Origin of the sequence: Bradyrhizobium sp. LTSPM299, assembly GCF_000938235.1 — a bacterium.
Lineage (GTDB): Bacteria > Pseudomonadota > Alphaproteobacteria > Rhizobiales > Xanthobacteraceae > Bradyrhizobium.
Genome location: NZ_JYMU01000023.1, coordinates 110,643 through 122,723, shown reverse-complemented (window position 1 = coordinate 122,723; position 12,081 = coordinate 110,643). Strand labels below are relative to the sequence as shown.

At 60.8% G+C, this 12,081-nt stretch carries 17 protein-coding genes and 1 tRNA gene; 11 read left to right on the top strand and 7 right to left on the bottom strand.

Annotation, left to right across the window (positions count from 1 at the left end):
* Positions 1-164: 164 nt before the first annotated feature.
* On the top strand, positions 165-302 hold the full coding sequence (locus tag UP10_RS45240) for a hypothetical protein (RefSeq protein ID WP_197086814.1): 138 nt from the start codon (positions 165-167) through the stop codon (positions 300-302).
* A 283-nt stretch (positions 303-585) separates the two neighbouring features.
* Here the strand turns inward: UP10_RS45240 and UP10_RS14870 are convergent, their stop codons facing one another.
* Positions 586-954 carry a hypothetical protein gene (locus UP10_RS14870; RefSeq protein WP_044588070.1) on the bottom strand — a complete coding sequence of 123 codons (369 nt, stop codon included), beginning with the start codon at positions 952-954 and terminating at the stop codon, positions 586-588.
* Positions 955-1,229: 275 nt separating this feature from the next.
* Between UP10_RS14870 and UP10_RS14865 the strand changes: the two genes are divergently transcribed.
* Positions 1,230-1,306 (top strand) — tRNA-Arg (locus UP10_RS14865).
* 292 nt (positions 1,307-1,598) lie between these two features.
* Here the strand turns inward: UP10_RS14865 and UP10_RS46345 are convergent.
* A complete protein-coding gene (locus UP10_RS46345; protein ID WP_283807652.1) occupies positions 1,599-1,724 on the bottom strand; it encodes a hypothetical protein in 126 nt (41 codons plus the stop codon).
* 132 nt (positions 1,725-1,856) lie between these two features.
* Here UP10_RS46345 and UP10_RS14855 point away from each other — a divergent pair, with 132 nt between their 5' ends.
* The 5 genes from UP10_RS14855 (at position 1,857) to UP10_RS45630 (ending at position 3,621) form a co-directional block, all read left to right on the top strand.
* Complete coding sequence (locus tag UP10_RS14855) at positions 1,857-2,180, top strand: PadR family transcriptional regulator (protein WP_044588068.1); 324 nt, start codon at positions 1,857-1,859, stop codon at positions 2,178-2,180.
* Positions 2,177-2,611: a hypothetical protein gene (locus UP10_RS44235; protein ID WP_156179969.1), complete on the top strand. Its 435-nt coding sequence runs from the start codon at positions 2,177-2,179 to the stop codon at positions 2,609-2,611. The genes UP10_RS14855 and UP10_RS44235 overlap by 4 nt, the downstream gene beginning before the upstream one ends.
* Positions 2,542-2,703 (top strand): hypothetical protein, encoded by a 162-nt coding sequence (locus UP10_RS44230; RefSeq protein WP_502692195.1) that lies wholly within the window; start codon positions 2,542-2,544, stop codon positions 2,701-2,703. Before UP10_RS44235 ends, UP10_RS44230 begins: the two co-directional genes overlap by 70 nt.
* Before the next feature lie 180 nt (positions 2,704-2,883).
* Positions 2,884-3,414 carry a DUF4145 domain-containing protein gene (locus UP10_RS14850; protein WP_082077120.1) on the top strand — a complete coding sequence of 177 codons (531 nt, stop codon included), beginning with the start codon at positions 2,884-2,886 and terminating at the stop codon, positions 3,412-3,414.
* Between the two features lie 63 nt (positions 3,415-3,477).
* Entirely contained in the window at positions 3,478-3,621 is a 144-nt protein-coding gene (locus UP10_RS45630; protein WP_210167966.1) for a hypothetical protein, read from the top strand.
* Positions 3,622-3,758: 137 nt separating this feature from the next.
* Here the strand turns inward: UP10_RS45630 and UP10_RS45235 are convergent, their stop codons facing one another.
* The 3 genes from UP10_RS45235 to UP10_RS14840 form a co-directional block, all read right to left on the bottom strand.
* The gene (locus UP10_RS45235; protein WP_197086813.1) at positions 3,759-4,340 is read right to left on the bottom strand and encodes an SH3 domain-containing protein; all 582 of its coding nucleotides are present in this window, start codon (positions 4,338-4,340) and stop codon (positions 3,759-3,761) included.
* 235 nt (positions 4,341-4,575) lie between these two features.
* Positions 4,576-5,529: an aliphatic sulfonate ABC transporter substrate-binding protein gene (locus UP10_RS14845; protein WP_044588067.1), complete on the bottom strand. Its 954-nt coding sequence runs from the start codon at positions 5,527-5,529 to the stop codon at positions 4,576-4,578.
* A gap of 21 nt (positions 5,530-5,550) precedes the next feature.
* Positions 5,551-5,796 (bottom strand): hypothetical protein, encoded by a 246-nt coding sequence (locus tag UP10_RS14840; RefSeq protein WP_044588066.1) that lies wholly within the window; start codon positions 5,794-5,796, stop codon positions 5,551-5,553.
* Here UP10_RS14840 and UP10_RS44220 point away from each other — a divergent pair.
* Entirely contained in the window at positions 5,795-6,091 is a 297-nt protein-coding gene (locus UP10_RS44220) for a hypothetical protein (RefSeq protein WP_156179963.1), read from the top strand. The genes UP10_RS14840 and UP10_RS44220 overlap by 2 nt on opposite strands.
* A 604-nt stretch (positions 6,092-6,695) precedes the next feature.
* Positions 6,696-8,090, top strand: a complete 1,395-nt coding sequence (locus tag UP10_RS14835) for an FAD/NAD(P)-binding protein (protein WP_044588065.1) — start codon at positions 6,696-6,698, stop codon at positions 8,088-8,090.
* On the opposite strand, the gene UP10_RS14830 is transcribed toward UP10_RS14835, so the two are convergent.
* Positions 8,080-8,877 carry a MetQ/NlpA family ABC transporter substrate-binding protein gene (locus UP10_RS14830; protein WP_044588064.1) on the bottom strand — a complete coding sequence of 266 codons (798 nt, stop codon included), beginning with the start codon at positions 8,875-8,877 and terminating at the stop codon, positions 8,080-8,082. The genes UP10_RS14835 and UP10_RS14830 overlap by 11 nt on opposite strands.
* A 32-nt stretch (positions 8,878-8,909) precedes the next feature.
* Positions 8,910-10,235: an O-acetylhomoserine aminocarboxypropyltransferase/cysteine synthase family protein gene (locus UP10_RS14825; RefSeq protein WP_044588063.1), complete on the bottom strand. Its 1,326-nt coding sequence runs from the start codon at positions 10,233-10,235 to the stop codon at positions 8,910-8,912.
* A gap of 94 nt (positions 10,236-10,329) precedes the next feature.
* Between UP10_RS14825 and UP10_RS44215 the strand changes: the two genes are divergently transcribed.
* Positions 10,330-10,611 (top strand): hypothetical protein, encoded by a 282-nt coding sequence (locus tag UP10_RS44215; RefSeq protein ID WP_156179960.1) that lies wholly within the window; start codon positions 10,330-10,332, stop codon positions 10,609-10,611.
* A gap of 37 nt (positions 10,612-10,648) precedes the next feature.
* Positions 10,649-12,061 carry an LLM class flavin-dependent oxidoreductase gene (locus UP10_RS14820; RefSeq protein WP_044588062.1) on the top strand — a complete coding sequence of 471 codons (1,413 nt, stop codon included), beginning with the start codon at positions 10,649-10,651 and terminating at the stop codon, positions 12,059-12,061.
* Positions 12,062-12,081 lie beyond the last annotated feature (20 nt).

The window sequence follows — 12,081 nt, the reverse complement described above, 5'->3', positions numbered from 1 at the left end:
GATCGGTTCGGAGCAAGCCTGGCTGGAAGTGGATTATTTACCTTGGATACGGACCGCCGCCGTCATCGGCGCTGAAGGCGGCCAAATGTGAGATGTGTCATAGTTCCCGAGGCGAACTCGGCCGTAACATGCGCGTCAGATTCACCCGCCAGCGGAGGTTCGCCATGCTCGCGGAAAAGTTCTTTCTGATTCTGGAAACGATTCGAAGCCACGCCCACGACGGCAGCGTCAGAGTCGTCAACACCTCGCCGCACGTCCCGATCAAGCTGCCACCGGCGCAAAGCAATGACCGCGTCCGTTAGAGCGTTTTCGAGCCAACGGGTCGCGCGAATGCGCGCCCGATGACAGGCTCCGTGGATACCGGTTCGCGTGAAGAAAACGCGTCAAAACAAGAATCTAGAGCTTCGGTTCTGATTCAATCAGAACCGAAGCTCTAGCGCGCTCGTTCGTTCCAGCCTGCAATTGCGACATTCGCCACCCTCACCGCAATGCCGCGGTCGAGTGACCGTTGCGCTGGGCTTTGGAGCCCAGCACAAGCTCGGCGCACCACCTGGCGAACGCCAGGCTGTTCTCGGCGGGACAATCTCAGCTCGGCGGCCCCATCGTAATGGTCCGAACCCGGTTGCGGGCTTCGCCGGCCACGCCGCCGTCGAGGCTGGTGCCGACCACTTCGATGAAGGTCCTTGCGCCCTGCGACAGGCAGGTGACGATAACGGCAGCACCCACCCCGTTCAGGGCCCCGGCGCCGCCGATATGAGGACCGGACGTAAAGGTAACACCGAAGCCGGTCTCGGTGATCGCGAACTTCGCATCCTTCAAGCACTCAGCTTCCGATTTCGCTCTTGTATCCGATCCGACCTGGATGGACGGAGCCTGTTGTGCGAACGCCTGGGTGGCCGAAGCCGTCAGGGCGAAGCACAGCAGGGGTAATGCTGTACGCGTAAGGTAGGACATGTTCGATCTCCATTGATGGGGTTTTGAACCGCAGCTTGCCGGCAGTCTCGCGTCACTTCAGCCAGCGGAGGCCATCACACGCTGGACATGTTCAGAAATACCACGCACGCCAAGCGCGAGCTGTGGGTTCGTTCACAGATGCCCATGGGCTGCGAAAATGCCGCACCCGGCGAGTGCCCCCGGGCCTCTCTCATCCACAATCACGAAAAATCGGCCGGGACAGGCTTGGCGCGACAGCGGATTTTTCATATTGGCAGTGCTAGAAGACGGCCAACGGTCCCGTAGCTCAACTGGATAGAGCATCAGATTTCTACTCTGAGGGTTGCAGGTTCGAATCCTGCCGGGATCGCCAGGGTCGCGAAAGGTCGGGCCTGATTAATCGCTCCTCGCAAGCATCGATTAAGTGCACCGCACCGTAATTTCCAGCGCGTCGGCCGCATCCGCGACGCGAAAGAGCGCACGCCCCGAATCTGGCTGTGGCACGCCCAGGTCCACATTCCTGGCGACCTGCTGGTCGGCAGCTCGCCGGATATCGAGATAGCTAAGGCGGAATTCAAAACGGCCTGCTCGGCCTTCAAGGCGAAGCACTCGCCAGAACGCCTGGCCGAGGCCTACGCGGCTATGAACCTGCAGGGACAAGCCGATTAGAAGCGATCGTTGACCCGACGGAACACAGGATGATCGCGATTTTTTGACTTGATCCAATGATCGGAGCGCTCGCGCTTGTAGGCGCGGTCGAGCCGCATCGTGCGCCCCTTCGCTAGGCGCATGATATCTTCCAAATTCTGGAATATTGGCGCTCTCTCATTTGTTCTATATTATGGAAAATACTACCCAGCATGACCCCGACTCGAAACTGACAATCAGCAAATCAAAATCAGATCTCCAAGGATACATGGCTCATGGACACGAACCTCAAGCAGGCGGAGCAAGTCGTAATGCTCGCAATCATGCGAAAGCAGCCCAACGCGTATGGCGTCTCCATCCACGAGGAACTGGCGAAGCGCCTCGGCAGCGAGGTGCCGATGGCGACGATCTACGCGACACTGGAGAAGCTCCAGACCAAGGGCTTCGTGAAATCTCGGCAAGGCGAAACGACCGCAGAACGCGGCGGCCGCGCCAAGATGTACTTCAATATCACCGGCAAAGGTCAGGCGGCCTTGAATGCCTCACTCAACGCTCTCGACCGCCTGCGGGGCATTAAAGTCGCAGGAGCGATGGCGTGAACGAGAAAGAGATCAAGATCGAGATCATCCGCGAAAATAACAGTGTGATGCTGATCAAAATCGAGGGCGAGAAAGAACCTCACGTGTTTGCTATGCCGGAACACCTGACGTCTGAGCAGAAGCGAAATCTCCTCAGCGAGTATTTCGCCATTCACCTGCAAAAGGTCACTGCAAAGGCAGAAGCAGAAGCAAGCCTACGCGAAAGCATCGATACCCTAACGAGCCGCACCGCCCGCTTGCTGCTTAATGCGGCGAAGCTTCAGGAGCGATCGCGGGCACGTCCGCCGGCCTTGGCCGAAACAGCATTCTTGTTTTTGGCATCTGAAGCCACCGTCGACGGCAGCTCGGCGACCTGCAGGAGATGTTCAGCAAGGACATCGAATTGCACGGCGAACGCGCCGCGAGGTGGAAGTACTGGCGCCAGGTCCTGAGCGCGGTGTGGCCTGCGCTGCTGCGCATCGGCAAGAAGGTCGGGATCTTCGGCATCGTCGCCGATTACATCCGCGCCAAGCTCGGCTTTTAGCTAGAGGCGACAGAATCTATGAAATGCCCGCACTGCAGCATCCACAATCACGACAATTGGGATGGCGATTATATCCGAAGAGGCAGCGCTACCCTGTCGGGTTACGTAACGCCCGAGGGCGGCTCAGAGGCGATCAAAGGCCACTAGATCTATCGAAACTCTATTTGTCCAGGCTGCAAAATGGCGACGATTGAAGTCGCGATCTCCAATGGCCACAAGGAAGCACTCAACGACTGGCGTCAGATTTTTCCGATCGGCGCAAATCGCGGTCCGGTACCTGCTCAAGTCCCAGAGCCCATCGCGAATGACTACGTCGAAGCTTGCAACGTACTTCCGATCAGTCCCAAGGCGTCGGCAGCGCTCTCGCGGCGGTGCTTGCAAAATATGCTCCGGGCAGCTGGCTACAAGAACAAAGATTTAGCTCGGGAAATAGATATGCTTTTGGCCGAACCGGACCCTAAGAAAGCGCTCACGCAGCGGCTCCGAGAAACGATCGACGCAATCCGCAACTTTGGCAATTTTTCCGCCCATCCGATTGATGACAAGACGACCTTGCAAGTTATCGATGTTGACCCGCACGAAGCCGAGTGGTGCCTCGAGGTCATCGAGGAGTTATTTGATCTTTTTTATGTTGGACCAGCTTTAGCGGCGGCGAAGAAGGCTGCACTGAACGCGAAACTGGCGGCTGGCGGCAAGCCTCCAGCAAAATGATTTTGTCACACCAGGAGCAGCCAATGAAAGCGCGGTATTTGCATTGCTTTGTCCATCGGAGGGGTGCTGCTCGCCGCGAGTGCAGCTTCCGCGCAAGTCGCCAACTTCGTGCAAAGGTTCCAGACGTTGCTGGCGGCTTTTATTGCGGGGATCGCGGCGGCGTTGGCCTATGAGGCAGCTCTACTGAAGGTCGAGTTTGACCGGTGACAGTGCACTCAATAGACACGCCGCCGAGAGGCGGTCACAAACAAGCGACCAACTAAGTGTGCTATCACCGTAATCCGGCCCGCTGGCCACCAGCGCTCATCGGATGTCGGCCGATCCAGATACAAGCCTTTTCCGTTCTACCAATATCGCCAACGGCGGTAGCCCCAATAGGGGCCGGGCCCGTAATAGCCGTAGGTGTAGGGACGCGGGCGATAGTAGATCGGCGGCCCGGCATATACGGGCGGTTCAACGTAGCCGGGCGGCGGGCCCGGCGGTCCGTAGTTTGGACGGCGCCGCGCAAGACTCGTCGCAATGACGTAGCCATCCTTCCCCTGCCAGGACGCCTGGCAGAATTGTCCGCTGCAATTGCCGACGTTGATGCGGCTGCCGGCGGGGATTTTGGTAATAACGCCATACGTCGTTCCCGGTCCTTCCCGAAGGTTGACGGTGGTGTAGACGGTCGAAGGTCGCCCGGAGCTCGCTGATGGCGTCGTCGTTGGTGGGGTTGCCGGAGAAGTTGCCGCGGGAGCCGGCGGCACCGCGGCTGCTGCCGGCGTCGCAGTCACTGGTGGTGGTGCGGCTGGTGGTGGTTCGGCCGCTGGCGGCGTGGCTGCGGGTGGTACCGTCGCCTCTGGTGGCGAGGCGGCGGTCTGCGCCTCGGCCGGTTGTACGGCAAGCAAGGCCAGTAGCGTGCTGACTGCGAGCGGCGCGGATTTCATCGCGGACCTCCGGGTGAACAAGCGTCCACGACACGATAGCAGCCGATGGTATCAGTCCAAGTTAAACCGATGTAATCCGCTCCCCCGACGTGCCTGGGCGGGACGAGAAGCGTCTGCGCCATTTCGGAATAATGGAAGTGTGCCGCTGAGTTGCCCGACATGTCAAGTCGCTTGTCGAATGCAGGCAGCCGTCAGCTACTTTGCATGGGGTTGTTTTCGATGTTTTGGCAGCGGGTCACGACCCCGGCGTCCAGTTCCACACGATATCCGAAACATTGATCGGCTTCGGAATGAGCCCGATCCGGGCGAAGCGGTCAGCAACGGCCTGCTGGCTTTTGATGATATCAGCATCGACAGGCACCACCTGATAGTTCGACCGGTCGACGAAACGCCTGATCGCCTCGATGTCCGCGCCGGTGGCATCGGCCTGGGCACGAGCCACCTCCTCGCGGTGGCCAGCGGCCCATGCCCCTTCAGCCGCGAAGATGGTGTTGAGCTTTGCAACAACGGATGGGAACTTATCAACAAAGTCGGATCCGGCGATGTAGAACGCGTTCGGCTTGTGAACGTCCTTGTCGAAGGCGATGACGCGCACCTTGTCCTTGAGCTCCGCCAGCGCAAGATAAGGATCCCAGATCGACCAGGCGTCGACGACACCACTGGAGAAAGCAACGGTTGCGTCCGCCGGCGCCAGCGGCGCTGGCGTGATGTCGCTCCAGGAAAGTCCCGCTTTCTCGAGCGCCGCGACAAGCAGATTGTGGGCGCTGGACCCCCTGCCGAATGCAATTCGCTTGCCCTTGAGGTCGGCCAGCGTCTTGATCGGGGAGCCCGCCGGCACGATGATCGCCTGGTTGTTGCCGTCCGACGTCACCGTAGCCACATAACGAATCTTTGCGGCACCGGCCTGTGCGAAGATCGGCGGCGCATCGCCAACGAAGCCGAAATCGACACTGCCGACATTGATGGCTTCGAGCAGCGGCGGTCCGAACTGGAAGTCGATCCACCTGACCTCGATGCCGAGCGGCTTGAATGCGTCCTCCACAGTGTGGCGCTGGCGGACGGCAGGAAACAGGCCGCCCTTCTGCGTCCCGATGCGGATTTCGGTTGGTTTGTCCTCCGCCCGTGCTGGCGCGATTGCAAGTGCTGAGAGCACCAGGGCGGCCGCAAGAATACTACGTCTCGTGGTCATGTCTGTCCTTTCAGATATCGATCAGATGGCAGAGGGGGATGCCGGTTGATTCCGGGCTTGCCGGCGCCGCTCGACCAGCGCCCTCGCCGCGCGTTCCGCGGCACGCGCGGAACTGAAATAACCACCGTCGAGGCTGTCAAAGGCGTGTTCGGAGGAGAAGAAGCAGAAGCCACTGTTATCGCTGACAACGATACCCGCGGTTCGGTTTGATACCTCGATGACATAGGCTTGAGAGACGTGGGCTTGAGAGACGTGGGCTTGGGACATGCGTGCTCAATCGCCTGATATCGGCGCTCCTGCCGGATTGTTGTTGGCTTTGAATGTGTCGAAGCGATCAACAACAACAACAACAGACGCCGGTCGCCGCCGAGACGCAGCGATGGGCCATGCGGCTTTGCATGTCGCGCATCAAGCTTTCGTCTCTCGTTCTCATTGCGGCGACCCTGAGCAGCACAACCTGCTAACCACGAATATCGAGCGGAACAGCACGATGGTCAATGAAATGGGTATCCAAAGTTGCGGGATCGGCGCGAGACCTCGTTCGCGGCAGGCGGAGAAATGAGCACAGTCATATGCGGTGCCTATTGCAGAGACGGCGATCTCCTGGCCAATACTGATTCCGGCGTGCGCAAACAACTGCACCGGCAAACGGGAACCGGAGCAAAGCGAGCCCCAGCAGGCTTTCACCGAGATGTCGCCGGAATGATTTTTCCGCTTCACTCCAGACGACGGAATAACTCTTCTCGCAAAGCCCATCCGCGCATGCGTTCGATTTCAAAATCAATCGCGCGCTCGACTTCCACGAGCGGCCAGAACAAAGGCGTGTTAGCTTTCGTGCGACGTGGAATGCGAAGGAGCTTCTATCTTGCAGGCATCTTCTTGGCTTTACGTTCTTGGCCGCACAGCCCGACGGCTTAAAAGATGGCGTCGACGGCTTGCGCGCTCAGCGAACGCGAACGGAACAGATAACTTCCACGAGATCTTCCTGTTTGGACCGCACGGCTAGTTCCCCTCGCTTCCGTCCCGAGGGTCCAAAGCAGACGTCTTGACTGCCTCGACACATCAGCGGCTGGAGCCGTCGCTGGCGTAATTGATCGCGTTGCTTTCTAGCAGTTGATTCCCTCGCGCCGTACATACAGTACGGCCGGCTGATCGGCAGAGGCAGCATGACGGGCTATGGTGCGCGGCACGTGATCATCGTCGGTGGTGGCGCCAGTGGCGTCCTGCTTGCCTACCAGCTGTTACATCAGCCAAGCTGTAGGCTTCGTGTCACGCTTATCGAGCAGCGCCCCGATATCGGCCGCGGCATCGCCTATCACACCGGCAATCCCGACCATCTGCTCAATGTACGGGTTGCGAACATGAGCGCGCTGCCGGACCAGCCGGATCACTTCTGGCGCTGGCTGGTCTCGCGTGAGGTCGATGTGCCGCTGTGTCCCGATCCCTATTGTTTCGTGCCGCGGCGCATTTATGGCGACTATATCGCGAGCCTGCTCGAACAACGAACAACCGATGCGCAGGCTCTGTCGATCGTGCACGGCACGTGCATCGAAATCAGCGAGGGACCGGCTGAGGTGGCGGTCATGCTGAGCGACGGTCGTCGCCTTAACGGTGACTTCGTGGTTCTCGCGACCGGACACGACACGAGAGCTCCGCACCGCGGCCATGCCGATCCCTGGGCGCCGCCGTCCGCCGTTCCTATTGATGCGGATGCAGCCGTGCTGATCCTCGGCACCGGGCTCACGATGATCGACTACGTGCTGTCGCTCCTGCGTGACGGGCATCGGGGGCCAATCGTCGCGATGTCGCGCCGCGGTCTTCTCGCCAAGCCCCATCGCCGGGTCGATGCGGTGAAGATCGAGGAAGCCGAAATTCCCTTCGGCGCCAGTGTCGTCAGACTGCTGCACTGGCTTCGCGGTCGCATTGATACGCATGTCGCCCACGGCGGTGACTGGCGCAGCGTCATCGACGGTCTTCGTCCCTATACACAGAGGCTGTGGCGCGAGCTCCCCCCTCGGTCAAAACGCCGTTTCCTCGAGCATGCGCGTGCCTGGTGGGACGTGCATCGGCATCGGATGGCGCCGGAAGTCGAGGCGCGCATCATCGAAGCGCTCTATGCCGGAAAGGTTACCATGATGGCGGCAAAGGCGACCAGGATCGAGCCGAACGACGCTGGTGCCGAGATCACCTACCGCCGGCGCGGCGACACAAGGGTTCACAGCATGCAAGTGGGCGCAGTCGTCGATTGTACCGGTATCGTCAAGGATCCGCGCGCCACCGCCAACCCGGCGGTGCGCAGCCTATTCGACCAGGGTCTGGCGCGCGTCGATCCGCTCTCGATCGGCATCGAGACCGATGGTAATTGCGCGGTCGTCGACCGTGACGGCATTCCGTCGCGGCGCCTGTTCGCGGTCGGTCCGCTGACCCGTGCGGCGTTCTGGGAGATCATCGCAATCCCAGACATCCGCAACCAATGCAGCGGGCTCGCAACCCTGCTGTCCCGCTCGGCGCTCGAGCCACAGCTCGAACGCAAGCCGCGAGCGCCGGCGCTTAGCTGCTGAAGCCGGCCGGAATGAAGGCCGGCAGCTTCTGTTCGATGAACTGCCTGACCTCGGGCGAATTAAAGATCTGGATGAACGCCTTCAGGCGCGGATCGTCCTTCCTGTCCGGCCGTGCCGTGAAGCGCAGCACCAGACCATCGTCAACCGTGCGATCGATCAGCAGCGCCGATTTCGGGTCGCCGCCGGCCGGTATCAGGTAGGTAATGTTGACGAGCGCGAGCGTCACGTCATCGAGCGAACGATAGGTCTGCGCCGGATCGAGCTCGACAATCTTCAGGTTCTTCAGGTTCTCGATGATGTCGAACCGGCTGACGGAAAAGCCCTTGCCCGGCGCCAGCTTGATCAGTCCGGCGCGCTCGAGCAGGATCAGTCCGCGTGCGCCGTTGAGCGGTTCATTCGGGATTGCAACGCTGTCGCCGGGCTTGATCTCGTCGAGCGACTTGATCTTCTTCGAGAACAGCCCAACGGGCGCGATCACGCCGACCTTGTCGACCTGAACCAGATTGAAGCCGCGCTGCTTGTTCTGGATCGCGAGATAGGTGCCGTGCTGAAACAGATTGGCGTCGACGTCGCCGCTGTTGACGACCTCGTTCAGCGCGACCCAATCCGACAGCTCGACGATCTTGACATCCTGGCCCTTCTCCTTGGCGAGCTTGGCGGCAAAGGCAGCCAATTGGCCGACCGGGCCGGCACTGGTGGCAATCTTCAGAGGTTCGTCAGCCAAGGCGGCGCCGGTCAAAGCAAGCGACAGGCCAACGGCCTGCGCCAGGCGCAAGAGTTTCTTCATTGTCTCAGATCCGTTTCTTGTTGGGTTGTCGATCAGGCCGCCTTGCGGGCGCTGTCGCCAATTTCGGCTTGAGCGAGGGCCTGGGTGAGATCGGCGAGGATATCGTCAGGATGCTCGATCCCGACCGAAAGGCGCACATAGCCAGGCGTCACGCCGGCCGAGAGCTGCTCCGCCCCGGTAAGTTGCTGGTGGGTGGTCGAGGCGGGATGGATCGCCAGCGAGCGGGCATCGCCGATATTGGCGACGTGATAGAACAACTTCAGCGCATCGATGAAACGGCGGCCGGCTTCGATACCGCCCTTCAATTCGAATCCGACCAATCCACCAAAGCCGCCCTTGAGATAAGTGTCAGCGCGGCGCCGGTTCTCCCCGCTCTGCAGGCCGGGGAAGATCACATGCGAGACTGTGGGCTGCCTTGCGAGGAAGTTGGCGACCTTGACTGCATTCTCGTTATGCTGACGCAGCCGCAGCGGCAGCGTCTCGAGCCCCTGGATGAACTGAAAGGCGTTCTGCGGCGCAAGCGCGGCGCCGAGATCGCGCAGCACCTTGACGCGCGCACGCAGGATGTACGCGATCGGGCCGAACGGCTTGGCCGCCTCGGTCCAGATCGCGCCGTGATAGGCGTCGTCCGGCTGATTCAGCAACGGGAAACGCTCGGCATGCGCCGCCCAGTCGAAATTGCCGCCATCGATGATCGCGCCGCCGATCGACGTGCCGTGGCCACCGATATATTTCGTCGTCGAGTAGACCACGATCGCGGCGCCGTGGTCGAAGGGGCGCGCAATGAGCGGCACGGCCGTGTTGTCGAGAATGAGCGGCACGCCCAGCGAACGTCCGGTATCCGCGACTTCCCGGATCGGGAACACATTGAGCTTCGGGTTCGGAAGGGTTTCAGCGAAGTAAGCGCGGGTCTTCGCGTCGGTAACCCGGCGAAAATTCTCGGGGTCTGCCGGATCGACGAAGCGGACCTCGATGCCAAATTGCTTCAACGTCTGCGACAGCAGCGTCCAGGTGCCACCATAGAGATCGGTCGATGAAACGATATTGTCGCCGGCCTGGGCGATGTTGAAGATCGCGTAGGCCGTCGCCGACTGGCCCGACGCCACGGCCAGCGCGCCGACACCTCCCTCCAGCGCCGCCAATCGCTCCTCGAAGGCATCGGTGGTCGGGTTCTTGATCCGGGTGTAGATTTGCCCGATCGCTTCCAGCGCGAACAGCCTCGAGGCACGATCGGTGTTCTCGAACTGAAACGAGGTCGTCTGGTAGATTGGAACGGCGACCGCTCCGGTCGCTGGATCGGCCCGATAGGACCCCCCATGCAAGGCGAGAGTTTCGGCATTCTTTGTTTCGACCGGCATTTCGAAATCTCCTGAGATCCGTGAACCAAGCGCCACGCGTTCTGAAATGATGCGCGGCGCCTTTGCCTCTGTCGAGACGTCTAGGAAAATAGCGATGAGCGTGCCGGCTCCTCACGGCATTGCGCCGAGAATCTTTCAGGCGATGCACCGATCGCGTAGCTTTTATTTCGCCGCATCCGCGCCGCGACTGACGCGCGACACGACGAACTCCCGCAGCGCAATTCTGCAAATGGGAGCGAATTGTGCTGCAGCATTTCCCGCCTCGATCCGTGACGCAGAAGAGAAAGAGCGAAACTCTGCTGAGCAGGAATTGAAGCGGAGCACGATTTTGATGCCGGCCAGCCGAATAGAAAACAAAGCCACCCCGGTGAAATGATAAACCTTCCCAGCACCCATATTGCCGGAACAAATCGATGGCCCAATCCAGAGAACTTCGTTTCAACGCGTTCAACATGATGGCGCCGAGCCACAATTGGGCCGGCCTGTGGTCGCACCCGCGCGACACCTCGCTCAACTACAATTCGCTGGACTATTGGGTCGACTATGCCAGGACGGCCGAGCGCGGGCTGCTCGACGGCATCTTCCTGGCCGACGTGTTCGGCACCTATGACGTCTATGGCAGCAGTTCGGAGACCGCGCTGACCCACGCCGTGCAGTTGCCGAATGCCGAGCCGACGCTGCTCGTTTCTGCCATGGCGCTGGTCACAAAACATCTCGGCTTCGGCATTACGTCCAACCTCACCTACGAGCACCCCTACCAATTCGCCCGCCGTTTCTCGACGCTCGACCACCTCACCAACGGACGGATCGGCTGGAACATCGTCACCGGCTATCTCGACAGCGGCGCACGCGGGATGGGGCTTGATGCCAATCGTGCGCATGACGAGCGTTACGAGGCGGCCGAGGAGTTCCTCGCCGCGACCTACAAATTGTGGGAAGGCAGTTGGGAGGATGGCGCGGTCCGCCGCGACCGTGCGTCCAGCATCTTCACCGATCCGGCCAAGATCCATCCGGTTCGTCACGAGGGACGTCATTACAAGGTCGATGGCATCCACCTCGCCGAGCCCTCGCCGCAGCGAACGCCGCTGTTGTATCAAGCCGGAACCTCGAACCGCGGCCGCGCCTTCGCGGCAAGGCATGCCGAAGCGATCTTCCTCAATGGCCAGACCAAACCGATTCTCGCACGCATCGTTCGCGATATCAGGGACGCCGCAAAGGAGTTCGGCCGCGATCCCTATGATATCCGCCTGTTTGCCGGGGCGACCGTGATCGTCGCACCAACCCGCGCGGAAGCCAACGATCTGCTCGAGGACTACGCCGCGCATGTCGATCAGACCGGCCAGCTCGCTTTGCTCTCGGGCTGGACCGGCATCGATTTCTCGACCTACCGCCCCGACCAGGCGGTGCAATATGTCGAGAGCAACGCCATCCAGTCGATGGTCGAGAACTTTACGCTGCGCAGCGATCGCCCAGTCAAGGTCGGCGATCTCGCGACGCTCAGCCGCGTCGGCGCGCGATCGCCCTTTGTGGTCGGCTCGCCGCAGGATGTGGCGGACGAGTTGATCGCCTGGGCCGATGAAACCGACGTCGACGGCTTCAACCTGTTCCGGCTCGTTGCACCCGAATCGCTCACCGCATTTGTCGACCTCGTGGTGCTGGAATTGCAGTCGCGCGGTGTCTACAAGACGGCCTATCGCGAAGGCACGTTACGCGAAAAGCTGTTCCCCGGACGCGGACCGCTGCTCCACGCCACGCATCCGGGTGCGGGCTTCCGCCGGGCGCCCTCGCCCGGCTCCGGCACGGTCCGCTCCGACGCCGCTGAGTAGCACAGCGGCACCGATGCGGG

Bases quoted from the DNA above. Each gene is read 5' to 3' on its own strand.
- UP10_RS45240 (WP_197086814.1), top strand. From the start codon at position 165: ATGCTCGCGGAAAAGTTCTTTCTGATTCTGGAAACGATTCGAAGCCAC.
- UP10_RS14870 (WP_044588070.1), bottom strand. From the start codon at position 954: ATGTCCTACCTTACGCGTACAGCATTACCCCTGCTGTGCTTCGCCCTG.
- UP10_RS46345 (WP_283807652.1), bottom strand. From the start codon at position 1,724: ATGCGCCTAGCGAAGGGGCGCACGATGCGGCTCGACCGCGCCTACAAG.
- UP10_RS14855 (WP_044588068.1), top strand. From the start codon at position 1,857: ATGGACACGAACCTCAAGCAGGCGGAGCAAGTCGTAATGCTCGCAATC.
- UP10_RS44230 (WP_502692195.1), top strand. From the start codon at position 2,542: ATGTTCAGCAAGGACATCGAATTGCACGGCGAACGCGCCGCGAGGTGG.
- UP10_RS14850 (WP_082077120.1), top strand. From the start codon at position 2,884: ATGGCGACGATTGAAGTCGCGATCTCCAATGGCCACAAGGAAGCACTC.
- UP10_RS45235 (WP_197086813.1), bottom strand. From the start codon at position 4,340: ATGAAATCCGCGCCGCTCGCAGTCAGCACGCTACTGGCCTTGCTTGCC.
- UP10_RS14845 (WP_044588067.1), bottom strand. From the start codon at position 5,529: ATGACCACGAGACGTAGTATTCTTGCGGCCGCCCTGGTGCTCTCAGCA.
- UP10_RS44220 (WP_156179963.1), top strand. From the start codon at position 5,795: ATGCGTGCTCAATCGCCTGATATCGGCGCTCCTGCCGGATTGTTGTTG.
- UP10_RS14840 (WP_044588066.1), bottom strand. From the start codon at position 5,796: ATGTCCCAAGCCCACGTCTCTCAAGCCCACGTCTCTCAAGCCTATGTC.
- UP10_RS14835 (WP_044588065.1), top strand. From the start codon at position 6,696: ATGACGGGCTATGGTGCGCGGCACGTGATCATCGTCGGTGGTGGCGCC.
- UP10_RS14830 (WP_044588064.1), bottom strand. From the start codon at position 8,877: ATGAAGAAACTCTTGCGCCTGGCGCAGGCCGTTGGCCTGTCGCTTGCT.
- UP10_RS14825 (WP_044588063.1), bottom strand. From the start codon at position 10,235: ATGCCGGTCGAAACAAAGAATGCCGAAACTCTCGCCTTGCATGGGGGG.
- UP10_RS44215 (WP_156179960.1), top strand. From the start codon at position 10,330: ATGAGCGTGCCGGCTCCTCACGGCATTGCGCCGAGAATCTTTCAGGCG.
- UP10_RS14820 (WP_044588062.1), top strand. From the start codon at position 10,649: ATGGCCCAATCCAGAGAACTTCGTTTCAACGCGTTCAACATGATGGCG.